A 26,201-nucleotide genomic window follows, 5' to 3' on the forward strand; every position below is an offset into this window, starting at 1 on the left:
TGAGAATAACTTAGGGCATTATCTTACTGCTATTAATGTTGGTTAAATTACTCAAAAACTTAAAAAGACAGACTAATTGAGCCTATTAATGTTCTGCCTCTGCCAGGGGTTACTCCCCAATCAACCCCTTTAGCACCCGCTGATAACCAATATTCCTTGTCGGTAATATTTTCAACTTTGAAGCGTAATGTGGTTTTATATTGCGATAATTCATATTTTATTCCGGCATCTAAGCGAGTATATGATGGAAGTGATAATGTGTTTTGTACATTTTGTTCACGTTCGCCAACATAATAAATACCAGCATTCACATTAAGTTTTTCAACAAATGGTACTGCGTAATCTAGGTAAATATTGGCTTGTTTCTTAGGAACATTTGGCGGACGGTTACCATTAATGTCGGTTTCTCCTGTCAGATTTACCAGCTCTGCATCTAATAATGTTGCTGAAGTCACCAGAGATATATTTTCACTAAGCTCACCATTGATATTTAACTCTAAACCGCGATGCCTTTGAATACCGTCTTGAACAAAGTAATTACTTTGCTTGTTGTGATATTCAAGCATTTTTTCAATTTCAAATAGAGCAGCGGTGAATGTTGCATTAGCTAAACGGTACTTAATACCGGTTTCAATTTGTTCGCTTTTTTGTGGGCCCAATGAGTCACCTTCATTGTGCGCACCACTACCTATAACAGCAACGCCACCTTCTCCGACACCTTTAGAGAAACTCGCATACCAAGTGCCGTTATTGGTAAAATTATAATTCAAGCCTAACGTTGGCGTATAATACTTATGATTTTCGCTTATTACAGGTGAGTTTGGCGCATAAATATCTTTTTGGTAATGCAAATAACGTAAGCCTAAAGTACTAAATATGCTTTCAGTTAAATGAATAATATCTGTAATAAATAATGAGCTTTCTACCGTTTCAGTGTGCGTGGTATCACCTAATGGCGGAAAGTCAGGTTTATCTGTATATGTTGGCGTGAAAATATTTCCAATAGGGTTATTCAGTTCAAACCAACGACCATCATCCGACTGGTAGTCTCGAAAACTACCGCCAACCACTAATTCGTGTTGCATATTAAGTAATGTAAAATCACCATTTAAAAGGCTGTGGCCAGATAGCGTTTTATAAGACTCATCAGGTGTGACATGAATGCCTGAGCTTAATACGTCACCGTCGAGGTTAACGGCATAAATATCAGGGAAAATTGTAAAGCGATCATTAGATGAAAGTGATACCTGATTAACCCACTGCCAGTTACTGTTGAGCCAATAATCAACACGTGCGCCAATATTTAACGTTTCTGTTTGATATTGTGCCCATGGTTGCCCCAGTAAAACCTCACTGGTATCAATATAAGGTGGTAAAACTTGTTCATTTATATTATCGGGATCTTGCGCTAAACCAATGAGTGGTTGTGAAACAATAGATTTGTCCTGATAATCAATATCAAGCCTTACGATTAAATCATCGTTAGCTTGCCAATCAATAGCCGCACTTAAAAATTGTCGCTCAAGATCGTCACCGTCAGTAAAATCACCAGTATCTTCCAATGCAGCATTGAAACGGTAACCTAATGTCGCATTATTTGTAAATTGGCCACCTAGATCAATATGAAGGTATTTTCCATCTCTGCTACGTAGCTCAGCGCTAACATCAACAAACTTTTCTAATGTTGGCCTTTTCGTTACATAATTAATAGTACCGCCAGGGTTATTAAAGCCTGAAATTAAACCCGATGGACCTTTTAATACATCAACGCGGGCTATATTCTCTAAAGCAACATCTTGGTAAGGTGCTAAAGCTAAACCATCGCGGCGTAAACCATTAGTCCAATCGAGTTGATAACCACGTAAGCTGACAAAATCAAACACAGAGCCAATGGCGGTATTTTGCACAGAAGCATCATTGGCGAGTACTTCACTTAAAGTACGCAATCGTTGATCACTAATTAATTGCTCTGAAAATGATTGGATAGAAATAGGGAGCGTTAATGGATCTTTTATTCCTAAAGCGGCAGCATTGACGTCTCTTATATCAAAAAGTGGCGAACGCTTCCCTGTAACTGTAACTCTTTCAATATCTTTTAAATCGATAATTACCTGGTTTTCGGCATAAGCGAATGAGTTAACTAGTGAGTGTGATATTATAGCTAAAGTTGTTGCTTTATACTTGAGCATATTTTCCCTTGCTGTATCTAGATGTTAATTTTTTGTTTTTTAGGTGTTGCTTAAATATTGTTTTAAATGGTTTTTTAAACATTTGTTTGGTTGTGTTAATTATTGCTATGACTTTTTAGCATAAATACATACTGATTTATTTGTTATAATATAACATTTGTAGTTGTGTGGATATTGTTATTGAAAAAATAATTATTACTATTTAGTTCTACTTTTTTTCGCACTACTTATCTAAGTGTCAATTCTTATGATTTAATTTACCTATTCAGGTAAACTGAGCGCCTCAGCATTTTTATTTAATATCTTGTCTTTTATGCGAATTATTCACACTTCAGACTGGCATTTAGGTCAGTATTTTTATGGCAAAAGTCGCGCGAAAGAGCATCAGTTGTTTTTACATTGGTTAATTACACAAGTGAAGCAACACCAAGTTGATGCCATTATTGTCGCAGGTGATATTTTTGATACCAGCACACCACCAAGTTATGCCAGAAAAATGTACTTCAACTTTATTGGTCAGATGCAAGCGCTTGATTGTCAATTGATTATCTTGGCTGGTAATCATGATTCGGTTGCTATGTTAGGTGAATCCAAAACATTACTTTCAGGGCTATCAACGCATGTGATCACTCATGTTCATCATGAAGTATCTATTGAAGAATTAGCGCAAAAGTTAAGTGAAGAAACTAATAACGAAGTAAATCAAACAGAAAGTCCCCCTAAACTTGAAAGTACCGAGCAGGTTTTTGCGATAAACCATGCTAATGGACAGGCGTTAGCGGTTATTTGCGCTATTCCATTTGTTCGTCCGCGCGATGTTATTACCAGTAAAGTTGGGCAGTCGGCAACACAAAAGCAGCAAAGTTTGCAACAAGCCATTACGGAGCATTATCAAAAGCTCTATCAATATGCATTGCAATTAGTTGATAACATAGAAAAAGGGCAAGGAAGTCGGGTTCCTATTATTGCTACAGGTCATTTAACGGCGTTAGGAGTGTCTATGTCAGACAGCCAAAATGATGCCGTGCGAGATATTTATATTGGTACCCTAGAGGCTTTTCCAAGTAGTGCTTTTCCTCCTGCTGATTATATTGCCCTTGGCCATATTCATCGCGCACAAAAGGTTGGAAAAACTGAACACATTCGTTATTGCGGCTCACCAATCGCACTAAGCTTTGATGAAGCGAAGCAAGACAAACGCGTACTGCTTGTTGATTTTTCTGACAATTATTTAAATAGCGTGACCGATCTTACTATTCCTTGTTTTCAGCCGCTGCTGATGATCAAATCCACACTTGAACTTTTACCCGAAATCATTGAAAAATCACTTAAAGCGCTCAGTATTGATAGCGTTAATAACCACCAGAGCGATATACAAGCTGACGATGAAAAACAGTCGAATAATACTGTGTGGTTAGATATTGAAATAGCACAGAGCGATCATTTAAGTGACTTAGCGTTTCGCGTTAATGAGATAGTCGCTGACCTACCTGTTGAAGTGCTACTTGTACGTCGTGCTAAAAAAACACGCCAGCAGCAAGAACAAGGCATAGCTACAGAAAACGTGACTTTAAATGAGCTAAGCGTTGATGAAGTTTTTAGCTCTCGCTTAACTGAACTTGACTGGCAAAGTGATGAAGCCTTAGCGAGAAAGTCACGCTTATTAGTATTATTTAAACAAGTTGCCTTGCAAGTAACAGCGCAAAGTAACACTAAACAAAGTGAGTTGCTTGATGCTGCGGTTAGTGAAGAGCTAGTGCAAGTTAAAAAAGGTGAAAGCCAAGAGCACACTGAAAAAAACACCGTGCAAACTAGTAGCAGCAAAAGTGAGCTAAGTGAATGAAAATATTAAGTTTACGCTTTGAAAATATTAACTCATTAAAAGGCAGCTGGAAGTTAGATTTCACGCAAGAGCCGTTTGACAGTAATGGCTTATTTGCAATTACTGGCCCAACGGGAGCAGGAAAAACCACCATACTTGATGCCATTTGCTTAGCGCTTTATCATCAAACACCACGCTTAATGGTGTCTAAAACGCAAAATCAATTAATGACACGCTTTACTAGCCACTGTATGGCTGAAGTTGAGTTCGAAGTAAAAGGGCAAGGTTATCGTGCTTTTTGGAGTCAAAAACGTGCTCGTAATAAAATTGACGGCAATTTGCTTGAACCGGTGGCTGAGCTGGCAAAGTTAGACGGCACTATTTTAGCTGAAAAATTAAAAACAGTACGTAGCCATATTAGCGAACTTACCGGGTTAGATTTTTCACGATTCACCAAGTCAATGATGTTGTCGCAAGGTGAATTTGCGGCATTTTTAAATGCTGATGCACGTGAGCGCTCTCAATTATTAGAACAGCTTACCGGTACTGAAATTTATGGACAAATATCAAAACAGGTTTTTGAAAATCATCGAAGTGAAAGTAAAGCGTTAGAGTTATTACAAGCGCAAAGTAAAGGTACTTCGTTATTATCAAACGATGAAGTTAGCGCGCTTGAAAAGCAATTAACCCAAGTAACACAAGAAGAAGCACAATTAACCTTGCAGCACCAAAATAGTCAAACGCTTATACATTGGTGCCAAGACTTTCACGAAAATCAGCTGCAGTTAGCGCAATATCAGCAGCAGTTAGCTGACATTGAGCAGCGTGAATTGCAGGCTAAACCTGAGCTGGACTTACTTAAACTTTCAGAGCCTGCAGAGCAATTACGAACGCATTTTGAAGAGAATAATCGTTGTACCGCGCAGCACAGCAATATTGTTAATAAAGTAAAAGAGTTAACACAGCAGTTACACGTTATTGAAGGCGCAGTAAACACCAGCCATAGCGCACTAACCGCTGAGCAAGCTAGCCAAGAAAAACAAGCGATACAGCGCACTAGCATTGAAACTGTACTTAATGATGATATTGCGCCATTAGATAGTACTATTAGCCACCAAAACAATGACTTAGTTCAAGCTAAGCAAAAGCTTGATGATTTAATAAAAATACACAAAAATTTGAGCGACAAGGTTAATCAGCAAGTAAAAATTGAAGAGCAAACACGCGCTGAAATAGCAGCGCAAACAGATTACCTAACTAAGCACCAAGCCCTTGACATGGCGAGTGATAAATTATCGCTATGGCAAAGCCAAAGTCAGCAGTTATCACAACTGCAAAGTACGATGGCGTTAACGGCGCAAAAAATTATTGAGCAACAACAAAAGCAACAACAGTTAACAACAGAGCAAGCGCAGATTGAGCAACATAAAAAGACGCACTCGTTGCAGTTTCAACAGCTTAATGACAATAACAATATTTTTACTCAGCAACAGCAGCAACTCCTAGCCGATTATGGTTTTGATGAAAGTGCTGGTATTAATTCAGGTATTAGTTCAGGTATTAGTTCAGGTATTAGTTCAGGTATTAGTTCAGGTATTAGTACAGGGGATAATAACACCTCTAAGCATGTTAATATTCGTCATCACATAAGTGATAAAATTAACCACTTACAAAATCAACAGCTTAATTTAAATCAAGCATTGCCGTTAGCGCAGCGTTTTAGCCAGTTACTCACTAACCAAAGCAACCTTAAGCAAAGTGTTAGTGATAACGAGCAGGCTTTATTGGCCATAGAAACAAAGTTAACCACTTTACGACAAGGTTACAGTGAAAAAAACCAACAAAAGAAAGACGTTGAAACCCTAATACAGCAGCATCAAGCGATAATGGCACTTGAGGCATATCGCGATAAGTTACAAGCAGATGAGGCTTGTCCATTGTGTGGCTCAACGCAGCACCCCGCAATAGAAAGTTATCAAACACTGAGTGCGAATGAATACGAAGCTCGTTTAGCCATACTGGTAAGTGAGTTAGAGCAGTTGAAAAAAGAAGGGGATGGCTTTAATCATCAAAAGTCAGCGCTTGATGCTCAACGCAATGTTGCCACACAGCAATTAACCGAAATACAGACTGAATTGTCTGACATTCAACAGCGCTGGTTGCAAATTGACTTTAGCAATAATCAGCAACTGCAAAGTGCGCTTACTCAACAAGCTCCAGAAAATGTTGTTAATGAGCAACTAACCCAATGTACTAGCGCGTTACAAAATCTGAAAGACTTACAGCAGCAATTAAGCGTTATTGAACAACAACAACAAGCGAATAATGAGCAACTCATTACGCTTGAGCGAACTCAGAATGAACAAAATAGTAAACTTGCCTTAGTTGCCGAGCAGCTTAATAACCAGCAACAAAATATTACTCAACTTGAACAAGAAAAAACAAAGCAAGCTAATGACTTTAATAGTTTAAATGCATCGTTGTATCAAGGCATTAATCAAGCTGGCGTTGCGTCAACGACAGCGGAAATCACCTTAACACCGTTAACTGTTTGTGTAGATTCGTTATGGTTGAGCCAAATAGCTGAGCAAGTGCAGGAGTATCAACAAGCTAAAGCGAGCTACGAGCAAACTAAAACACAGTTAACAGATATTACTCAGCAGCGTAGCGTATTAATAAGCCAGCAAAGCCAACAACAGTTACAAATTGATGAAATAAGTAAGCAAGTTGACGTGTTAACTAAGCAACTTGCCAGCAATACCGCACAGCGTCAAACCTTGTGTGATAAGTTACTCGCAGAGCATGATCTTTTCTTCAATGAGCAATTAACGGCACAACTAAGCACACACTTTGATAGCAAAGCGGTTAAAGCTGAGCTAGTGCAACAACAGCGCAATGCGCAACAACAGCTAGAGCAATTACAATCGCAATACAATGCACATTATGCTCAGCAACAAAGCACCAACGGACAATTAACGAGTTTGCAAGCGCAGCTTATTGAAGCAGAGCAAGCTTACAAGCGCAGTCAATTACACTGGGGCGAGGTGCTGAAAGGGAGCCAATTTAGTGATGAAAATGCCTTTTTAGCGGCATTACTACCGCCAGATAAAAGACAACAATTAACTGTGTTAGCTAATGAATTAAGTGATGTGAAAAAGCAAACAATAACACTGCACAATCAGGCGCAACAGCGGGCTGATGTTATTGAGCAACAAAAAACTAAAATAGCTAATGAACAAACATCTCACCAAGCCAATAAACTTGACTATCATGATGAGGAGTTGGCGAGTGTCAATTTCATCAACATTAACTCTGTTAATGTTGAAACCATTGAACATCAAATTAAAGTATTAACCGAGCAAATTACTCAGTTAACTCATCAGTTAAAAACCAGTCAGCAGCAAATAGGGCAATTAACACAACAGCTTGATCACAACCAACGTAATCAAGCAGCGCAAGCACAACTATTAGAAAAAATTAAGCAAGCACAAATCGACCTTGATGATTTATCTCACCTTAACTCACTTATTGGCTCTGCCGATGGCGCTAAATTTAGGCGTTTTGCCCAAGGACTTACCTTAATTTACTTAGTGCAGTTAGCTAATGAACGTTTAGCGCGTTTATATGGACGTTATCAATTGCAGTGTCAGAAAAACGATAGCCTAGCCCTTGAAGTACTCGACACTTGGCAGGGTGACAGTGCGCGCGATATTAAAACTTTATCAGGCGGAGAGAGCTTTTTAATGAGTTTAGCGTTAGCGCTAGCTCTCTCAGATTTAGTGAGCAGCAAAACCAGCATCGACTCATTATTTTTAGATGAAGGCTTTGGTACCTTAGATAACGACACTTTAGAGGTTGCACTTGATGCGTTAGATAACTTAAATGCTAGCGGTAAAATGATCGGGGTGATCAGTCATGTTGATGCCTTAAAAGAGCGTATTGCGGTACAAATAAAAGTCAAAAAAATAAGTGGCTTAGGTGTAAGTTGTTTAGATAAACGCTTTGAATTTGTCCATGAACCTAATGAAAGTTAAATACTGTAATATCACTCAATAGTCATCGCTAAGGATATTTTTTGGAAATTTGGATTTATTTCACCTTACTTGCTGCTTTTATGCAAGCGGTCAGAACAGCAGGGCAAAAGCAACTATCAGGTAAGATAAATGCTATGGCAACTACGGCAGTACGCTATGTTTATGCCTTACCCTTTGCTTGGGGCTATTTATGGTGGATGCTTGATTATCGAGAGGTAGCAGCACCAACACTTAATCATAATTTTTTGTCTTACGCTTTAATTGCCAGTGTTACACAAATTATTGGTACGGCATGTTTAGTGGCGGCTTTTCAATATCGAAACTTCGCCGTTGCTACTAGCTTAGCGAAAACAGAAGCAATACAAGTCGCTGTTGTGGGGGCGTTATTATTTTCTGCGCCTTTATCTGGCTTAGGTTGGCTAAGTGTTATTGTTGGTGTGATTGGGGTGTTACTGGTTTCTAAGGTAAAATTCACTAAGCAAGCTGTATTTAGTGGTGAGCATAGCCTAAGCGGATTGTCGTACGGTTTAGCGGCAGGTTTAGGCTTAGCTATTACTACGTTACTTATTCGAGAGTCGAGTTTAGCACTAAATACCGACCTTATGGTCAGCGCAGCAATTACTTTAACTTTTATGATCACCGTTCAGTCGCTTATTTCTCTCATTTACGTGGTTATTCAAGATAAAAAACAACTACCGCTAATGGTAAAGCATTGGCGTCTATGTTTGTTTGTTGGTATTACCAGTGTACTTGGCTCTATTGGTTGGTTTACCGCCACTAGTTATCAAACTGCAGCCTATGTAAAAGCGCTTGGGCAAGTAGAGTTTTTCATCACCTTAGCATTAACCTATCGTATTTTTAAAGAAAAGGTCACTATAGCTGAATATCTAGGCATGGCTTTGATTATTGCCAGTGTGGTTATTTTACTGTTATGGGCGTAACAAGCGTTATTTATTAGAAAAAATAATGTTAAACTGGCGCGCACAGCAGTAACTAAAATTACAATAATATTAACGTAAGAGAAAAATAATGAATATAGCAGATAAAACCGTTGCACAGTTCCATTACATCCTTAAAGATGAAGCCGGTAACGAAATTGAAAGTTCTCATGGCCACGAGCCATTAGCTTATTTACATGGTGCTAATAACACTTTGCCAGGTTTAGAAAAAGCACTAACAGATAAAGCTACGGGTGATAAATTTACGGTAACACTACAGCCTGAAGAAGCGTATGGCGAGCGTAACGAAACATTAGTTGAGCGTGTATCAGCGAAACACTTACACGGTTTACCAAGTAAAAATGCCAAGTGGCAACCAGGTATGATTGCTATTGTGCAAACAGAGCAAGGTCAACGCCAAGTAACGGTTGTAAAAACCGGTAAATTTATGGTGACGGTTGATATTAACCCACCATTAGCGGGTAAAGTACTAACATTTGATATTGAAGTACTCGACGTACGTGCTGCCACTGAAGAAGAAATACAACATGGTCATGTACATAATGGCTCATGTGGTCACGATCACTAATGTTAAGCTAAGCATTAGTATTAGTGATACCTAAACGCTAAGACATTGACAATAAGTCAATAACTTAGCGTTTTTTTTATTGTCATTATTTATGTTAATGATTTACGTTAGACTATTATTTTCACGTAATGGTATTAACCAAAAGAGAAATATTATGAGCAGATACCTTTTACTTTTTATTGTGTTAGCCATTGTGGCTTTTTTCTTTTATCGTAGTTATGTCAATAAGGAAGCAGCAAAAATTAATATTGCTCAAGGCAATGAATTTTTAGCGGCTAATAAAGCCGTTGCTGGCGTTATTGAAACTGCTTCAGGTTTGCAATATCAAGTGTTAACACCTGGCACTGGCACCGAGCAGCCAACAGCATTGTCACAAGTAAAAGTGCATTACCATGGCACCTTAATTGATGGTAGTGTTTTTGATAGTTCAGTTGAGCGCGGTGAACCGATTAGCTTTGGTTTAAACCGCGTTATTAAAGGTTGGACTGAAGGCTTGCAGCTTATGGTGGTTGGTGAGAAAACACGCTTTTTTATTCCAGCCAGTTTAGGCTATGGTAATAATTCGGCAGGTAAAATTCAGCCGGGTTCAGTATTGATTTTTGATGTTGAATTATTGGCCATTAACTAAGTATTAGCAGAGCTAAACTTGGCTGAGTCAGATTGGGTTAAGCTAGACTTGGTTACGCTGGAGCTAGCTAAGCTTGACTTAGTGCTGCTAGCTTAAACAAGGGCTTACTTTTCCCTTAATTGTTGAAACAATAGGACGTTACTATGCACAGTTATGTGATCTTATTTCGAGGAATAAACGTTTCAGGTAAAAATATTCTACCAATGAAAAACTTGGCTGAGTTATTAACGCAGCATGGCTTTAAGCAAGTAAAAACTTATATTCAAAGTGGCAATGTTGTCACGTTAAGCGAGCTAACAGCGAGCGAAGTGAGTGAGCAGATAACGACATTAGTTGCCGAGCACTTTGGTTTTACCGCCCCCGTGATGGTGTTTACTAAAGCACAATTTAATCAATTTAGTATGCAAAATCCTTATGGCGATGTTGAGGGTAAGTTTTGTCATTTGTATTTTTGCAATACGCAAGCGCAGCTTAACCAAGAAAAGCTAGCACAATATAACGCCGCTTCTGAGCAGTACCAACTTCATGATAATGTTTTTTATTTACATGCCCCTGATGGCATTGGCCGCTCTAAATTAGTGGCAAATATTGAACTTTGTTTAGGTGTAACAGCGACAGGACGCAACTTAAATACCGTTAATAAGTTGAATAGCTTATTGGAAATTATTAGTGCTTAGCCGCACTTAGCTTGACACTTGCTCAAGCTGTTTAACGCTTGTAAATACCGCTTTAATAATAGGCTCATCAACTCTATTTTTTGCAATAACAAAGCTTAGTGGTGTAGTGAAATCTAGCGCTGAAATAATGTGGATTTGTTGATTTTTCTTGGCGGTTAATGCGCTTTCTTTTTCTAAAAAGCTTAATCCTAGCCCTGATGTAACTAAAGCTAAACGACTATTATCATCAGCGGTACTTAATACTGATTTAATAGTCGTACCTAACTTTTCAGTTAAAAAATGATCAAATGGGCAATAATCACTCATCATAATCCAAGGTTGCTGGCTAAGCTCGTACGCGCTGATATTATTACGAAAGTGTATTGGCGCAATGGTAGTTATTACTTGTGTGAGTACTGTCACACCTAAACAATCCTCAGGAATGTCACCATAAATATAACCCCCATCAATTAATCCCGTTTTTATATCAACAAGTGTTTTTCCTGTCGATTGAGCATGTACTGTTAAGTTTATCGCGGGGCAGTCTTGCTGTAACAGCGTAATTAAATCAGTCAGTTGAACTTGTTCACTATTAACATTAATCGCTAAGCTAAAGTTGCCGATGACTTCATGTTGTTGCTGCGCAGCAACATTTACAATGTCTATCGCGCTATCTAAGGTTACTTGGGCTTTTTCAAGTAATATTTTGCCTTTTTCGGTTAACGCCATGCCTTTGTTTGAGCGTATAAATAACGGAGTATTTAGCTCTTCTTCTAAATATTTAATGTGTGCGCTGATCGCTGGCGGTGTAGTGTATAAACGCTTTGCTGCTTGCGTTAAATTACCGGTATTAGCAACCGAGACAAAAGAGCGTAAGTGATAAAATTCCAATAAAACCTCCTATTGGCTGAATTCGTTTATTAAAGCTCGTCATTTAAAACCCGCGGACTCAAACATTATAGTCGCATAAAATTTAAAACTTTGTTCACAGGTAGCGCAACTATAAATGGCGTTATTTATTTTTGCTATTCATATTTACTGAACTTCTCTTTCAAAAAAAACGAATATGCTTAACTGACCATAGCAGTTACCTTAATTAACTTATAAGCGCTAAATTAAGCTCGTTAGATAAGTTAATTAAAAAGGAGAAAACTGTTATGACAAAAAATAAGGTAAAAAATAGCTTAAGTGTAGAGCCAGCGCCAATAACTAAAAACGGTGCATTTAACACTATTGCGACACCACCTGAACAAGCATTACGCTATTTTGCTGGTAAATTAGCTTGTGAGACAGATTGCTCAGATGTTTATACTGATATTCAAGCGGGTAATAATTCGTATATTTTACTCGATGTGCGCTCGGTTGAAGCCTTTGAAAAAAGCCATGCGATTGGTGCTGTGAATTTGCCTCACGGGCAAATTAATGCCGAAGCATTGGCGAGATACGCAACAAATACCCAGTTTGTGGTTTATTGCTGGGGACCCGGTTGTAATGGTGCCACCAAAGCGGCATTTAAAATAGCGGCTTTAGGTTATGAGGTTAAAGAAATGCTAGGCGGTATTCATTACTGGGAAGACTTTGAGCGTTATCCTGTGAACCGCCGTATGAATAAAGCTCAGCAATAACTAAAAAAACTCAGCTCAAGAATAAGTAAGCAGAACGAAGGTTATATTTGCTGAAAGACAACGATAGATTCAAGAAAATCATAACTTTTATTTATCGTTTATGGGCTATGTCAGTGTTTACATTTCTTTGCGTTTTTGCTGCTTAATTAGCGAGATAAAACCAGACTTTACTGCTTAGTTAGCTATTTACTCATAGCCATTCACGATACAATTACACTCAAGTAAGTTGCTGTACTAATGGCTGCTTTATGCTTAACAACTATACAATAGCTACCTTCGGTAGTTTGATAACCCCAAAGAGTTAAATTACGCCATGAAACAATATACTAACCTTGCTGAGTTAATTGAAAACTTAGAAGCTGAAATTCAAGCATTAACCAATGAAATAACCACGTTAAAACAAGAGCCTCAAAGCTTTAATGAGCAAGTGCTTTTGAAGTATATTGATACTGCCAGTACCGGAAAAACGAAAGACTTCGTTCGCTCGTTAGGGGTTAAATCAGAGCGTGGTTCTCTTTTTTCATCAGGCGATGTAAGTAAGTTAATTAAAGATGGCGCAGAAGATATTTCACCTGAATTATTGGCTATTGCACGTAAGGTTGTGGGTATGAAAAATAAATACGGTAAACAGCGTTAATCGTATTGGTAATTTAACAAAATAATAAAAATAATTAACTTACAACAGCTTTCTTTAAGCCGTTATTAACTTAAAATATGAGTAGGTTTACGCTATGAATAATCGATTTATTATGGTGCTTCTTAGCACTTTTTTGTCCGTTTTAACTCTTAACAGTGCACAAGCAAAGTCAGATAACTTTTCTACACAGCAGTTAACGGATGTTGAACAAATAAAACAACAAGCACTCACCAGTGATTTAGCGTGGGACTTAGTTGAGTCATTAACCACCGAAGTTGGTCCTAGAATGCCAGGTACACCAGGTGATAAAGCTGGCGTTGCATGGGCTGTTGCTAAATTTAATGCTATGGGGTTTGATAAGGTATGGACTGAGCCAGCAACTTTTCCTAAATGGATTCGTTACTCAGAATCAGCAGCAGTTATAAGCCCGTCACCACAAAAACTACATATTACTGCACTAGGTAATAGTATCAGCACGCCAAAAGAGGGCATACAAGCAGAGGTGATAGAGTTTCAAACCTTAGATGAGTTAGAGAGTGCCCCTGAAAGTGCAGCGAAAGGTAAAATAGTTTTTATTAATTACCAAATGAATCGCGATCGTGACGGTAATGGTTATGGTCCAGCAGTACAAGCACGTAGCCGTGGCGCCGTAGTAGCGGCTCAAAAAGGTGCCGTAGGTTATGTAATGCGATCGGTTAGTACTGCGCATCATCGTTTTGCCCACACTGGTGGTAGCCATTATAAAGAAGGCGTAACTAAAATAGTCTCTTCAGCAATTTCAAATGCCGATGCTGATCAATTACATCGTTTAGTTGCATTAGGTGAGCCAGTAACTATTAATATTAATGTGCAAGCGCAATCAATGGGCGAGGGGACTTCTTACAATGTTATTGGTGAATTTACGGGGAGTGAATTTCCACAAGAGCATGTGCTGATTGGTGGTCACTTAGACTCGTGGGATTTAGGCACAGGCGCATTAGATGATGGTGCTGGTGTTGCTATTACTATGGCTGCGGCTAAGTTAGCACATTCAAAAGGGAAAACTAAGCGTAGTATTCGAGTGGTACTTTTTGCTGCAGAAGAGTTTGGTTTATGGGGCGCTAAAGCTTACGTTAAAGCAAATGAGAAAAATTTGAAGCATATTGTTGCAGCGGCAGAATCTGATTTTGGTGCGGATAAAATATGGGCAATAGAGTCAAATGTCGATGCTAGCGCATTACCGGTGGTACGTGATATTGCTAAAGCGATGGCATCGTTAAATGTTGAGCATATCGGTAAAAATACCGCTCGCGGTGGTCCAGATTTAATCCCATTTCGTCCGTTTAATATTCCAGCGTTTCGCTTAGCTCAAGATGGTACCGATTACTTTAATTACCATCATACGGCAGATGATACTTTAGATAAAATTGATCCTGAAAAGTTACGTCAAAATGTTGCAACCTACGCCGTTTTTGCTTACATGGCAGCTAATGCAAAAACACGTATATTAGGAAAATAATGCAATAGCGTAAACGCCTATAATTACAAAAGCACCCGTTTAGTTTACCCTCTAAACGGGTGCTTTTTTGTTTATAGGAGTTAGTATAAGTGACTAGCATTAGATTAGCAGTGTACGAGGTTAGTACTATATTAAGTTGATAGGTTAAATTAATAGATTAAATAAGAGGTAATCAAATGAACGCATTAGCAGAATTTATCTCAAATATTGATCATGAGACGAGAAAAAATGACACTATAGTACTACAGGCAATGTTAACGAAAGTGTCTGGATATCAACCTTATCTTGATGGCACTATTATTGGCTTTGGACAGTACCATTATCAATATGAAAGTGGTCATCAAGGCAACGCGCCAGTGATTGGCTTTTCACCTCGAAAACAACACTTAGTTGTTTATATCATGCCCGGGTTTAATGAGTTTGAACCGTTACTCGCCAAGCTTGGTAAATGTAAAGTAGGTAAGTCGTGTTTATACATTAACAAGTTATCAAATATAAACCTTGAGGTTCTCGAATCGTTGGCGAAACTGTCCATAAAGTACATGCAAAACCATTATGTATGCCAAAGTAATATCGTAAAAAGTGATTAAGTCGGCTGTCTTTTGTGTAACAACCATAGTAGTGTCACTCTTAAATAACGAAAAGCATAATGTAAATTAAACCAATAGGTTAGAGTAGAGAGCCTTTAATATCGTATGAAAACACAAATTAATATTAGAAAAGCTACGGATATCGATCGCGCATTTATTTTTGAATTATCACCACGCCTTGCTGAAGTCGCTCAATTAGCTTGGCATACCGATGAGGTTATTCAAAAAATGCAGGATGACTATATTACTGCAATGTTAGTAAAAAGTGCAGTTCCCCAAATAACACTTATTGCTGAAATAAACGCTAAACCTTATGGTTTTATTCATGCGCGTTCACACACTGACAGTATCTCAGGTGAGGTGTGTGGCACTATTCCTTTACTTGCGGTATTACCAAAAGCCCAAGGTCAAGGCTTAGGGAAATTATTGATTGAATCGGTGGAAGTCTGGGCAAAAGAGTTAGGTTATCGTTTATTACATCTAGAGGTGTTTGCTAAAAATAATAAAGCTTATAGCTTTTATCAGCAGCAAGGCTTTACCGCTGAAACCGTACATATGATAAAAAACCTCAACTAAAATAAAGGAATGAAAATGATTACAAGATTAGAGCAAAGTGAAGGAGCTAACATTGGTGTCTTTGTTTCGGGTAAGGTTGATGCTGCGGAAGAAAATAAATGGATTGCGATATTTGATAAATTGATAGCGGATCATGGTGAAATCAATATATTAATTGTAATTGATGACAACATCAGTTTTACCTTAGAAGCTGCTTACAATGATTTTAAGTGGGCATTAAAAAATATAAAGCATATGAATAACCTTGCTATTGTTTCTAACAGTAAAACTCTGGCTTGGCTAATTGCAGTAGACAGCCCTTTTGGTAAGTTAGTGGGCGTTAATGAAAAGCACTTTGAAACAAGTGAGTTAGCACAAGCATGGCACTGGGTTACGTCGTAATACTTAACCGTGTTACTTACACTTACGGCCGGATTATTTTAATAAAATATTGTTATCGTTTATCATTTTCCGTTATTATTGACGGACTTGCCCGCTTTTATACCGAGGTATGAAATTTTTTGCTTTAAATGATTAAACAAAGCTTCTGTGCGGGTGTTGTAACACCAATATAATAAAATGGAAATTATGATCATGAATATGAAAAAAATAGCAGTTTTAGCATTAACCTCTCTTACGTTACTTTCGTCTCAAGCCTTCGCACGAGATGATATTAATGCATATTCTGTTGCCGATGCCTTAAACCAAGGTGCAGCCAAATCAAAATTAGGTACTAATATTTCTTTTTACTTTGGTGAGCAAGCGTACGGTGAAGTTGAACAAGATCTTGGTGAATATAAAACCAATAAAAAAACCAATGCATTTAATAAATCTGATGAAGAAGCTTGTCAGTGGGTATTCCTTTCAGCGATGATTGCTTTAAAAGAGAGAGCAGTACAAGCAGGCGGTAATGCAGTGGTGAATATTAAATCAAACTATAAGCATAACTTAACGTCAAGCAATGACACCTTTCAATGTGGTGCAGGAACGTTTGTTGCCGGTGTTGCGTTAACTGGCCAAGTAGTAAAGCTTAAATAAAAGTACACGATAAAAAAGCTAACTTAAGTTAGCTTTTACTAAAACTAAAGCCGAGTATAAGTATTAACTATTGATAGTAATATTTGTACTCGGTTTTTTATTGCTTGATAAATAGATATCTATTTTATCTTGATATTTCATTGGCTTACCCATAGTATGTTGTTCGAAATACAAGCTAGACTGTTATTGTTAAGGTAACGATAGTCGTATTTCGCCTAGGATTTTTGATCTTTCGAGATTGTTTTTGCAGCTTTTTGTTGGGGATTTATACAAGGCAGAGCCTTTGTCGTGTGGTTATTCAGGACAATAAGCTCCTGCATTGTCTAATAAGTTACATCCATGTAGCGTCACATAAAAAGGTGATAACGTAGTAAAAGTGACCAAAAAATACTGTCTGCCGTGATTAAAACGCTTTTATCGCTAGCAAAATTTAACCGCGAAAGATTAACAGCGCCTAGTACTTATCTAACAATAAAAAGTTTTATCTTTCACTAAAAGGAAATGAATGGATGTCTTTAGTAATAAAAAAATGGTTTGCTGACGAAGAAGCAAATGAAAATGGTGATTATGTACACTTAGTGGGCCGTGAGTCTGGTTTACTTTCTTGGCTTTTATCTTTATTAAAAATAGACTCAACTAATGAAGTGGAGATCAAAGAGAATATCATAAAATTCACCTCATCATCATTAGCTGGACAAGAGAAACGTATTATCCCAATGCAGTCTATTACTTCTGCGTATTACGGTTATCAAAAGCCCTGGCAAATGGCGTTAGCACTAACGGTTATTTTAGCTCCGGTTTTCTTCATTGGCTTCATTGTTGGTCCATTATATTACTTTTTAAATAAAAGCCTTACCGTTGCAGTAGTAGAGTCATCAGGTTGGGTTGGATCGTTTTCGTTTAAGCGCTCAATCATTGAAGGACAAAATATTAACGAAGAAGAGGCTTATCGCGTCATCGAAATTATTCGTGAACGTATTGAAGCTAAAACGACTTAAATAGTAAGTAATTTGTTTTTACGTTATACCTCTTAATTAACGTAACTATAAACAACGGGGTTAACTGTTATCCCGTTGTTTATATTAATAGCTTAAGCGAACTCTTATTATCTGAAAACTAGCTCGCCAAAATGCTCTGGGCGGTGATAATCTGGAGTATCTACAGCTATATCATTCCACACTGCATATTGTGGGTCTTTTCTACCACCGCAACGATAAAAATTACCAAACCATTGCTGATGATTAACCTTATCTCCCGTTAATTGCTCAATGGCAGCAAATGGCAGTGCTATTTCAACGCTCCATTGCTGATCACTGCTTTGTTCAAATTTTACCGGGCTTTGAATACTGGTTTTACGTTGTAATAAACCAGCAGATGCTAAGCTGATAAACTGTCGGTTATCACGTCCTGCACCATAGGCTAAGTGTAATGTGCCACAGCAGTTAACTTCTAAATTTACATAACTGCTGCCTAGTTCGCCGCTTGGGCTAAAGAAAAACTCAACACAAGAGTCTTCACAAATTAGCATATGATTGAGTTCAGTTTGTTGAGCAAAACTGTAATTGTCTTGGGCAATAATTTGTATAAATAAGGTGTCGCTATTAGCGGCTAATTTTACTGAGGTACTTTGCTTGTTACCCGACTCGTACCAAGGGTAAGTATCAATGGTTAAACTATCGATAGCTTGCCAGTTAATATGTGATGTTGTGATTTTTTTTATGGCGTATTGTTTCATAATTACTTCCGTATTCTCTTCGTACTACTTCATTCGTGTGAATAAGGTTATTTTTTCAATATAGCGATAACTTCAATTGCCTGTAAAGAGCTCATCTGCCATTGAATATCTAAATCATATAATGTCATGCCATAGCACTTATCATCAAGCTTATTACGTTTGTACGCGGGTCTTGGGTCTTGTGCCAGCACTTGTTCAATTAATAATGTTAGCTGAGGATATTGCACGCTGATTTCTGCTAAGGTTTTTTTCGCCTGAGCATTAAAGGTGACGGTTAAAGGCGCAATAGGTTGATGTTGAGCAAAACCAGCTTCAGCATCTGTCAACGCATCAGAGTAGGGGATGTAAGGCTTGATATCAATAATAGGGGTGCCATCAAGTAAATCTAACCCTGATATGTGTAATTCAACATTACCATCACTTAACTGTATTACCCGCTCTAGTTTAACCACCGACATACCAATAGGATTAGGTCTAAAGGTTGAACGAGTGGCTAATACACCGAGTTTTTTATTACCGCCCAAACGGGGTGGGCGCACCAGCGGCTTCCAACCTTGTGCTTGCGTACCATGAAAAATAAAAATTAACCATAAGTGACTAAATTGCTCAATACCACGTAATAATTCTTCGTTATTCGCTGTGCCAATAAAAACCACTTTACCTTGGGCGCAATTCACTAAGTTTGGTTGCCTTGGAATAGCAAATTTTTCTTTATAGGGAGAAAAAACTGTTGCAATGGGGGTTAAGGTAATTGCAGCTAAGGGGTCAATAACGTTAGACTCAGAGCTGATCTCATTAAGATCGCTCGATTTATTATGATTGGGCATATGGTTGGACATATTATTGGGCATCGGTAACTTGGTAAGCTTTGGCATAGCAAACTATTTGCGCTACACATTGTTTCGACTCAATATTTACGCAGCTAGTAAAAACAATCGCATTGGCTTGTAATTTATAAGCCGCTTGTCTTGCTTGTGTACGGGCATTCAGCTCATCTGGTGGCGCTAAGTGTGATTTAGCTTGGCAGTCTTCACCTTCAACAATACCGAGATAGTTTTTTGCTCCGCTAAAGGCTTTTTCATTTTCGTATATTTTAACGTGGCTGGCGCTAAAGTATTCTTCAACGTTGTCGCCTTTAACATTGCTATTAAATGCATAGTTACCACTACAGCCGATAAGTAACGTGGTTATTGATAGGGCAACGAATAAAGGGATGTTAATGATGCTTTTCATTAGGCATTATCCTATTGAATGACTATTAATAAGGTGTTGCTATAAACGTGATTATAAGACAACGATTTAAACTGAGCTAATAAAAAAGGCATAGCCAACGCTATACCTTTTTTGATTTTATATTAAATGCTATTCGGTATTAACTAACACGCATACCCGCTTTAGCGCCGTCTTCTGGGTTTAAAATCCAAATATCCTTATCACCAGGGCCTGCCGCTAAAACCATACCTTCAGACATGCCAAAACGCATTTTACGCGGTGCTAAATTAGCCACCATTACCGTATGCTTACCAATTAAATCTTCAGGTTGATACGCGTCTTTAATTCCTGAGAATACTTGACGAGTTTCAGTACCTTCTTCATTTAACGCTAAGGTTAATTGTAATAATTTATCTGATTTTTCAACGTGCTGTGCATTAATGATTTTTACAATACGTAAATCGATTTTGGCAAAATCATCAAATTGAATTTCTGCTGAAATAGGATCCGCGCCTAAGGGATCAGCTAGGGCAGCGGAATTATCAACAACCTTAGCCGGTTTTGATTTTTTCTTGGTCTTCTTCTCTTCTTTAGCGTTATCAGCACCACCCATACTATCTTTTGAAGCATCGGTCATGGCGTTAATCTTATCCATGTCAACACGTTGTAGTAGGGCTTTAAATTTATTAATTTTATGTGATGTTAGTAAATTTTTATGACCATCCCAAACCAGTTCATCATTTAAAAATTCAGCAGTGCTTTCAGCTAATACGGGTAATACTGGTTTTAAATAAATTACCAAAGTACGGAACATATTAATACCAAGCGAACAAATATCTTGTACTTCTTGCTGCTTAGTCTCATCTTTAACTAACTGCCATGGCTCTTTAACCGCAATATATTCGTTAACTTTATCAGCTAATGCCATGATTTCACGCATGGCACGGCCAAAGTCACGTGACTCATAATGTGAGGCAATGCTATCACCGGCAGCCATTACTTCATCAGCAAGTGCTTGATCATCAACATTAGCGGATAACATGCCATCAAAGCGTTTAGTGATAAAACTCGCACAGCGTGAAGCAATATTCACTACTTTCCCAACTAAATCTGAATTTACACGTTGAGCGAAATCTTCTAAATTTAAGTCTAAATCGTCAATGCGATTCGTTAATTTTGCTGCGTAGTAATAGCGTAAATACTCTGGATTTAGGTGGTCTAAATAAGTACGACCTTTAATAAATGTCCCTTTTGACTTAGACATTTTAGCGCCATTAACTGTAACAAAACCATGGGCATAAACCGAAGTAGGTTTACGATAACCTGCACCTTCTAACATCGCTGGCCAGAATAAACTGTGGAAATAAATAATGTCTTTACCGATAAAATGGTAAAGCTCAGCGTCTGAGTTTTCATTCCAGAAGCTATCGAAGTCTATTGATGAGTCTTTATCACATAAGTTTTTAAAGCTGCCCATATAGCCGATAGGAGCATCTAACCATACGTAAAAGAATTTACCTGGTGCATTAGGAATTTCAAAACCAAAATAAGGCGCGTCACGGCTAATGTCCCACTGTTTTAACCCCTGTTCAAACCATTCTGATAATTTGTTTGCCATTTCTTCTTGCAAAGCACCGCTGCGGGTCCAATCTTTGAGCATTTGCTCAAACGCAGGCAAGTCAAAAAAGTAATGTTCAGAGTCTTTTAAAACAGGTGTTGCACCCGAAACAACAGAGCGAGGGTTAATAACCTCTGTTGGTGAATATGTTGCACCACAGTTATCACAGCTGTCGCCGTTTTCATCTTCACTTTTACACTTAGGGCAAGTACCTTTAACAAAGCGATCTGGTAAAAACATGCCTTTTTCTGGGTCATATAGCTGCGAAATAGTGCGGGTTTTTATATGGCCGTTAGCATGTAAACGATTATAAATTTCTTCAGCAAAAGCTTTATTTTCATCACTGTGAGTTGAGTGATAGTTATCAAAGCTAATATGAAAATCAGCAAAGTCAGCCATGTGCTCATCACGCACAGCGTTTATCATTTCTTCTGGCGTAATACCTAACTCTTGTGCTTTAAGCATAATTGGTGTGCCGTGGGCATCATCAGCACAAACAAAATAAGTTTCATGACCACGCATTCGCTGAAAACGTACCCAAATATCGGTTTGGATGTGCTCTAACAAGTGCCCTAAATGGATTGAACCATTGGCATAAGGTAAGGCACAAGTGACTAAAATTTTACGCTTTGATGGCGCAGCGGCAGATAAAGTTTGCTCAGACATGAAAAAGATACGTTTTTTGATGGTAATAATGGGGGCAATAGTACAGAATTTAACGATTATTCTCAAGATGCTTATGTCGTTCTAAGCAAGTATTCATAGGTCAGTACCATTATGTTTGGCAACTTTTTTTCGAAAGGGCAATCAAAACCCTCAAATGAGCCGTTATCTTCAGCACAAGTTACACAGTTAATTGATGATACCTTAGCGAACTACGTCTCTGAAAACTTCCCTAACGGTGTTTTAAATGTCTGTATTAAGTATCAGCTTGAACAAGATAAAAACATTACTATTCAGTTGATTATGCCATTTCCATGTCAAGGTGAGTTAGACGAACTCGCCGCAAGCCTGTCAAAAGCACTCGGGCAAGAAGTATCAATTGTTGTTACATTACAAGTTAAGCCCGTACGCCACTTTGCTTTAGGTAGTGATGCAGGTGAAAAGGCTGATGGTGCTGTAAAGCAAGGTAATATTGCCAATATTATTGCAATAGCTTCGGGCAAGGGCGGTGTGGGTAAGTCAACTACCACAGTCAATTTAGCTTATGCCTTAATGGCTGAAGGGGCAAAGGTTGGCATTTTAGACGCTGATATTTACGGGCCGTCAATTCCTACCATGCTTGGTTTAACACATGAAAAACCAGGTTCTACAGACGGTAAATTAATGACGCCTTTACTTGCTCATGGTTTATCAGCGATGTCGATTGGCTTTTTAGTTGACCCTAATGACGCTACTGTTTGGCGAGGTCCTATGGCAAGCAGTGCCTTTAATCAATTACTGAATGAAACAGCATGGCCAACATTAGATTATCTATTAATTGATATGCCACCAGGTACCGGAGATATTCAGCTAACTTTAGCGCAAAAAGTACCAGTAGCTGCTGCTGTTATTGTAACAACACCACAAGATATTGCCTTAGTTGATGCCACTAAAGGTATTGCTATGTTTAATAAAGTACAAGTGCCAGTATTAGGTATTGTTGAAAATATGAGTTACCACATTTGCGAAAACTGTGGTCACCAAAGTCATATTTTTGGTGAGGCAGGTGGTAAAGATATGGCGCAAAGTAACCAAACAACATTACTAGGACAGTTGCCGTTAGATATTGCTATTCGACAAGATGCCGATTTTGGGCAATCTGACATTATTGAAAATAGCACTGGTGAAATAGCTAGTCATTATCGTAAAATAGCGCGTAATATAGCAGGGCAGTTATTTTTGCAATGCGACAATGCCAGTCCGCTAACCCCAATAGTTGAGCAACAGCAGTAAACAAGCGCGCTAAACCCTAATGATAAACAAGAGTAAAAATAAATTATGAGATTATGTGATAAAGATATAGAGCGTTACCTTGATGAAGGCAAAATTGCTATTGAGCCAAAACCTAATAGCTCGATGATCTCTGGGGTTAGTGTTGATATTCGCTTAGGTAATGAATTTCGTGTCTTTCGCGATCATACCGCGCCTTACGTTGATTTAAGCGCCCCGAAAGCAGAAGTACAAAAAGCCATGAACTCAATTATGAGTGATGAAATATTTATTGAAGATGGCGAAGCTTTCTTTTTACATCCTGGCGAATTAGCACTGGCAGTAACTTATGAGTCAGTGACTTTACCTGATGATATTGTTGGTTGGTTAGATGGTCGCTCTTCATTAGCACGGTTAGGCTTAATGGTACATGTAACTGCACATCGGATTGATCCCGGTTGGTCTGGACAAATTGTGTTAGAGTTTTATAACAGCGGTAAGCTCCCTTTAGCGTTGCGCCCTAAAATGAAAATAGCAGCGTTGAACTTTGAAACTATGTCAGCAAGTGCTGCGCGTCCTTATAATACACGTGAAGATGCTAAGTACAGAGATCAAAAAGGTGCGGTTGCCAGCCGAATTAGTCAAGACGATACTAAATAAGTCACTTTATTATAAAAGTGAAAGCGTAACTTTATGTTATGAAAAACGCAGTAGTATTTGATGCTACTGCGTTTTTTATGGTTATTACTTTATGGTTATCATTTCATTTATACGATGCTGTTTTATCACTTATAAACAGTATTTATTGACACAGTTTTCAAGGGCATTAATTAATTTTTCACTGTCATGGTGATGTGGCACTTTATTATGAGTTAAATCTTGGCAAATAATATTCACGCGACTAGAGTTTACATTTTCATCCTGACAAATAACGCTATCAACTGGCATACAGCCAATATTATCTTCTATCCACTGTAACCGTTCGTCTAAAGTTAAATGTGCTGCTGGGCTTTGCTCTGCCACAATATTATCAATAAATACACAATGACCTTTGCGCTCTTTTATCGCGTTACTAATGTCTCGCACCAATAAAGGTGGCACTATGCTGGTTAAAAAGCTTCCGGGACCTAAAATAATTAAATCGGCTTCTCTAATGGCTTTTATGCACGGTGTAATAGATTTTACTAAGGGAGCAAGCATTAAGTTTTTTGGCATTATCGGCATTTCATCAACTGACATTTCACCTAAACGACATCGTCCCTCAGGATAAAAAGCCATTAAGTCAGTAGGGGTTTCTGACATTGGCAATACCTGAGTTTTTACACGTAAAATGCGGCGTACTAGCTTAATTGAATCTAACGGGCTTGATTGTACTTGCCCGAGTCCATAAAGAATTAGGTTACCTAAATTATGACCGCTGAGTTCATCACTGCCATCAAAGCGAAAATTAAATAACTGACTGCCAATAGAGGTATCATCAACAAGTTGTGTTAAACAGTTACGTAAATCTCCCCAAGCAATAGAGCTGCTCCGTTTTCTTAATCGACCAGTAGAGCCGCCATTGTCGGTGGTCGTTACAATGCCTGTTAACTGATTACCCATAAAAGAGAGAGAAGATAAAACACGACCTAAGCCGTGGCCGCCGCCAATAGCGACTATGTTGAGTTTGGTAAGTTGCATAATAATGGGTTTCTTTTATTTAACGAGAATGGCTAATATGCTATTAGCTAATTTTTACCTGAAGTATTCGTTACGATTTGAAGTGCGAAATTGACGCGAAAATTAACAAACACGGTAAAATGCTTGAAACATACACTTTAAAAAGTTAACAGGTAAAACACTATTAAACCATACCGCTAAAAGCACAAAAGATAAAGCAACAACAGGTAACAGAGTATAAAAGTATTATAAACGATGCTGTTAACAAAGTAGGGCAGTGCAATCAATTATGGTAAATAGTCGATTAACAGATAATAAATAATCAAAATGATGGTTATGTAATCACTCAGGCCATTTCTTTGAAAAAATACCGCTTTTTTTTAAATATGTGTTGACAGTTTCATGGTCGCTGCTTAGAATGCGCCTCGTTTTCAGCAAGTGTTAGGTCCACTGGTTGAGAGCAATTTAGTTGATAGCTATTAGGCCAGTTATCAGTTATACCATCGGGGCTATAGCTCAGCTGGGAGAGCGCTTCGCTGGCAGCGAAGAGGTCTGCGGTTCGATCCCGCATAGCTCCACCATAAATTTTTCGTTAGACTTTTTGTTAGATAAGTTAATGGTGAAAAGAATAAAGAACTATATGATGTATGTCATATAGATTTCAAAACATGTTAGACGCTGTTTTGAACGATAGAAATTTGTGTCCCTATCGTCTAGAGGCCTAGGACACCGCCCTTTCACGGCGGTAACAGGGGTTCGAATCCCCTTAGGGATGCCACTTCTTGAAAGAGAGCTAAGTTAACTTAAACTTATAAAACATTAAGTATTATTGCTACGGCAGTTTTAGTGTCCCTATCGTCTAGAGGCCTAGGACACCGCCCTTTCACGGCGGTAACAGGGGTTCGAATCCCCTTAGGGATGCCACTTTCCATCCTCTTCGGAGACAGAAAGTAATAAGTTAACTTAAACTTATAAAACATTAAGTATTATTGCTTCGGCAGTTTTAGTGTCCCTATCGTCTAGAGGCCTAGGACACCGCCCTTTCACGGCGGTAACAGGGGTTCGAATCCCCTTAGGGATGCCACTTTCCATCCTCTTCGGAGACAGAAAGTAATAAGTTTACTTAACCTTATAAAACATTAAGTATTATTGCTTCGGCAGTTTTAGTGTCCCTATCGTCTAGAGGCCTAGGACACCGCCCTTTCACGGCGGTAACAGGGGTTCGAATCCCCTTAGGGATGCCACTTTCCATCCTCTTCGGAGACAG

General features: G+C 38.3%; 23 protein-coding genes and 5 tRNA genes. 21 read left to right on the plus strand and 7 right to left on the minus strand.

All coding sequences use genetic code 11. The annotated features are described in order from the left end of the window. Nucleotides 1-59 precede the first annotated feature (59 nt). Nucleotides 60-2,189, minus strand: coding sequence for a TonB-dependent siderophore receptor (locus tag ABD005_RS15450; protein WP_343818546.1), 2,130 nt, complete (start codon nt 2,187-2,189; stop codon nt 60-62). Between the two features lie 313 nt (nt 2,190-2,502). Between ABD005_RS15450 and ABD005_RS15455 the strand changes: the two genes are divergently transcribed. The 6 genes from ABD005_RS15455 (at nt 2,503) to ABD005_RS15480 (ending at nt 10,877) form a co-directional block, all read left to right on the plus strand. Next, complete coding sequence (locus tag ABD005_RS15455; RefSeq protein ID WP_343818548.1) at nt 2,503-4,032, plus strand: exonuclease SbcCD subunit D C-terminal domain-containing protein; 1,530 nt, start codon at nt 2,503-2,505, stop codon at nt 4,030-4,032. Then, complete coding sequence (locus ABD005_RS15460; protein WP_343818550.1) at nt 4,029-8,045, plus strand: AAA family ATPase; 4,017 nt, start codon at nt 4,029-4,031, stop codon at nt 8,043-8,045. The genes ABD005_RS15455 and ABD005_RS15460 overlap by 4 nt, the downstream gene beginning before the upstream one ends. 41 nt (nt 8,046-8,086) lie before the next feature. After that, a complete protein-coding gene (locus ABD005_RS15465; protein WP_343818552.1) occupies nt 8,087-8,986 on the plus strand; it encodes a DMT family transporter in 900 nt (299 codons plus the stop codon). Between the two features lie 88 nt (nt 8,987-9,074). Beyond that, nucleotides 9,075-9,572: an FKBP-type peptidyl-prolyl cis-trans isomerase gene (locus tag ABD005_RS15470; protein ID WP_343818554.1), complete on the plus strand. Its 498-nt coding sequence runs from the start codon at nt 9,075-9,077 to the stop codon at nt 9,570-9,572. 154 nt (nt 9,573-9,726) lie between these two features. Then, on the plus strand, nt 9,727-10,200 hold the full coding sequence (bamJ, locus tag ABD005_RS15475; protein WP_215979987.1) for a BamJ family beta-barrel-assembly machinery protein: 474 nt from the start codon (nt 9,727-9,729) through the stop codon (nt 10,198-10,200). A 143-nt stretch (nt 10,201-10,343) separates the two neighbouring features. Beyond that, nucleotides 10,344-10,877 (plus strand): DUF1697 domain-containing protein, encoded by a 534-nt coding sequence (locus ABD005_RS15480; RefSeq protein ID WP_343818556.1) that lies wholly within the window; start codon nt 10,344-10,346, stop codon nt 10,875-10,877. A 6-nt stretch (nt 10,878-10,883) separates the two neighbouring features. Here ABD005_RS15480 and ABD005_RS15485 read toward each other — a convergent pair whose 3' ends face one another. Further along, a complete protein-coding gene (locus ABD005_RS15485; RefSeq protein WP_343818558.1) occupies nt 10,884-11,747 on the minus strand; it encodes a LysR family transcriptional regulator in 864 nt (287 codons plus the stop codon). A gap of 266 nt (nt 11,748-12,013) precedes the next feature. Here ABD005_RS15485 and ABD005_RS15490 point away from each other — a divergent pair, with 266 nt between their 5' ends. From ABD005_RS15490 to ABD005_RS15525, 8 genes are all read left to right on the plus strand, one after another. Then, nucleotides 12,014-12,481: a rhodanese-like domain-containing protein gene (locus ABD005_RS15490; RefSeq protein WP_215979984.1), complete on the plus strand. Its 468-nt coding sequence runs from the start codon at nt 12,014-12,016 to the stop codon at nt 12,479-12,481. A 313-nt stretch (nt 12,482-12,794) separates the two neighbouring features. Beyond that, nucleotides 12,795-13,118: a hypothetical protein gene (locus ABD005_RS15495; protein ID WP_215979983.1), complete on the plus strand. Its 324-nt coding sequence runs from the start codon at nt 12,795-12,797 to the stop codon at nt 13,116-13,118. Between the two features lie 112 nt (nt 13,119-13,230). Continuing rightward, complete coding sequence (locus tag ABD005_RS15500) at nt 13,231-14,616, plus strand: M20/M25/M40 family metallo-hydrolase (RefSeq protein WP_343818642.1); 1,386 nt, start codon at nt 13,231-13,233, stop codon at nt 14,614-14,616. A 176-nt stretch (nt 14,617-14,792) separates the two neighbouring features. Next, nucleotides 14,793-15,206: a DUF1801 domain-containing protein gene (locus ABD005_RS15505; protein WP_343818561.1), complete on the plus strand. Its 414-nt coding sequence runs from the start codon at nt 14,793-14,795 to the stop codon at nt 15,204-15,206. Between the two features lie 105 nt (nt 15,207-15,311). Further along, nucleotides 15,312-15,782 (plus strand): GNAT family N-acetyltransferase, encoded by a 471-nt coding sequence (locus tag ABD005_RS15510; RefSeq protein WP_343818562.1) that lies wholly within the window; start codon nt 15,312-15,314, stop codon nt 15,780-15,782. Between the two features lie 15 nt (nt 15,783-15,797). Further along, the gene (locus tag ABD005_RS15515) at nt 15,798-16,163 is read left to right on the plus strand and encodes a SpoIIAA family protein (RefSeq protein ID WP_343818563.1); all 366 of its coding nucleotides are present in this window, start codon (nt 15,798-15,800) and stop codon (nt 16,161-16,163) included. Nucleotides 16,164-16,361: 198 nt separating this feature from the next. Continuing rightward, entirely contained in the window at nt 16,362-16,799 is a 438-nt protein-coding gene (locus ABD005_RS15520; protein WP_343818564.1) for a hypothetical protein, read from the plus strand. A 509-nt stretch (nt 16,800-17,308) separates the two neighbouring features. Continuing rightward, nucleotides 17,309-17,797, plus strand: coding sequence for a hypothetical protein (locus ABD005_RS15525; RefSeq protein WP_215981404.1), 489 nt, complete (start codon nt 17,309-17,311; stop codon nt 17,795-17,797). A gap of 107 nt (nt 17,798-17,904) precedes the next feature. Here the strand turns inward: ABD005_RS15525 and ABD005_RS15530 are convergent, their stop codons facing one another. From ABD005_RS15530 to metG, 4 genes are all read right to left on the minus strand, one after another. Beyond that, the gene (locus ABD005_RS15530) at nt 17,905-18,534 is read right to left on the minus strand and encodes a carbohydrate-binding family 9-like protein (RefSeq protein WP_215981403.1); all 630 of its coding nucleotides are present in this window, start codon (nt 18,532-18,534) and stop codon (nt 17,905-17,907) included. A 47-nt stretch (nt 18,535-18,581) separates the two neighbouring features. Next, nucleotides 18,582-19,409: a tRNA (N6-threonylcarbamoyladenosine(37)-N6)-methyltransferase TrmO gene (gene tsaA, locus ABD005_RS15535; protein WP_343818567.1), complete on the minus strand. Its 828-nt coding sequence runs from the start codon at nt 19,407-19,409 to the stop codon at nt 18,582-18,584. Further along, nucleotides 19,375-19,767: an Rcs stress response system protein RcsF gene (gene rcsF / locus ABD005_RS15540; RefSeq protein WP_343818568.1), complete on the minus strand. Its 393-nt coding sequence runs from the start codon at nt 19,765-19,767 to the stop codon at nt 19,375-19,377. Before rcsF ends, tsaA begins: the two co-directional genes overlap by 35 nt. A 139-nt stretch (nt 19,768-19,906) precedes the next feature. After that, the gene (gene metG, locus ABD005_RS15545; RefSeq protein WP_343818570.1) at nt 19,907-22,030 is read right to left on the minus strand and encodes a methionine--tRNA ligase; all 2,124 of its coding nucleotides are present in this window, start codon (nt 22,028-22,030) and stop codon (nt 19,907-19,909) included. A 111-nt stretch (nt 22,031-22,141) separates the two neighbouring features. Between metG and apbC the strand changes: the two genes are divergently transcribed. Together apbC and dcd are read left to right on the plus strand one after the other, a co-directional pair. Continuing rightward, complete coding sequence (gene apbC / locus ABD005_RS15550) at nt 22,142-23,299, plus strand: iron-sulfur cluster carrier protein ApbC (protein ID WP_343818571.1); 1,158 nt, start codon at nt 22,142-22,144, stop codon at nt 23,297-23,299. Between the two features lie 45 nt (nt 23,300-23,344). Continuing rightward, a complete protein-coding gene (gene dcd, locus ABD005_RS15555; RefSeq protein WP_343818573.1) occupies nt 23,345-23,935 on the plus strand; it encodes a dCTP deaminase in 591 nt (196 codons plus the stop codon). A gap of 129 nt (nt 23,936-24,064) precedes the next feature. Here dcd and ABD005_RS15560 read toward each other — a convergent pair whose 3' ends face one another. Then, a complete protein-coding gene (locus ABD005_RS15560) occupies nt 24,065-24,955 on the minus strand; it encodes a gluconeogenesis factor YvcK family protein (protein ID WP_343818575.1) in 891 nt (296 codons plus the stop codon). A gap of 484 nt (nt 24,956-25,439) precedes the next feature. Here ABD005_RS15560 and ABD005_RS15565 point away from each other — a divergent pair. The 5 genes from ABD005_RS15565 (at nt 25,440) to ABD005_RS15585 (ending at nt 26,178) form a co-directional block, all read left to right on the plus strand. After that, nucleotides 25,440-25,515: transfer RNA gene (locus tag ABD005_RS15565), tRNA-Ala, on the plus strand. Nucleotides 25,516-25,636: 121 nt separating this feature from the next. Next, nucleotides 25,637-25,712, plus strand: a tRNA-Glu gene (locus ABD005_RS15570). 70 nt (nt 25,713-25,782) lie between these two features. Continuing rightward, nucleotides 25,783-25,858: transfer RNA gene (locus ABD005_RS15575), tRNA-Glu, on the plus strand. 84 nt (nt 25,859-25,942) lie between these two features. After that, nucleotides 25,943-26,018: transfer RNA gene (locus ABD005_RS15580), tRNA-Glu, on the plus strand. Between the two features lie 84 nt (nt 26,019-26,102). Beyond that, nucleotides 26,103-26,178 (plus strand) — tRNA-Glu (locus ABD005_RS15585). Nucleotides 26,179-26,201 lie beyond the last annotated feature (23 nt).

This window comes from Colwellia asteriadis (assembly GCF_039523295.1).
GTDB lineage: Bacteria > Pseudomonadota > Gammaproteobacteria > Enterobacterales > Alteromonadaceae > Colwellia > Colwellia asteriadis.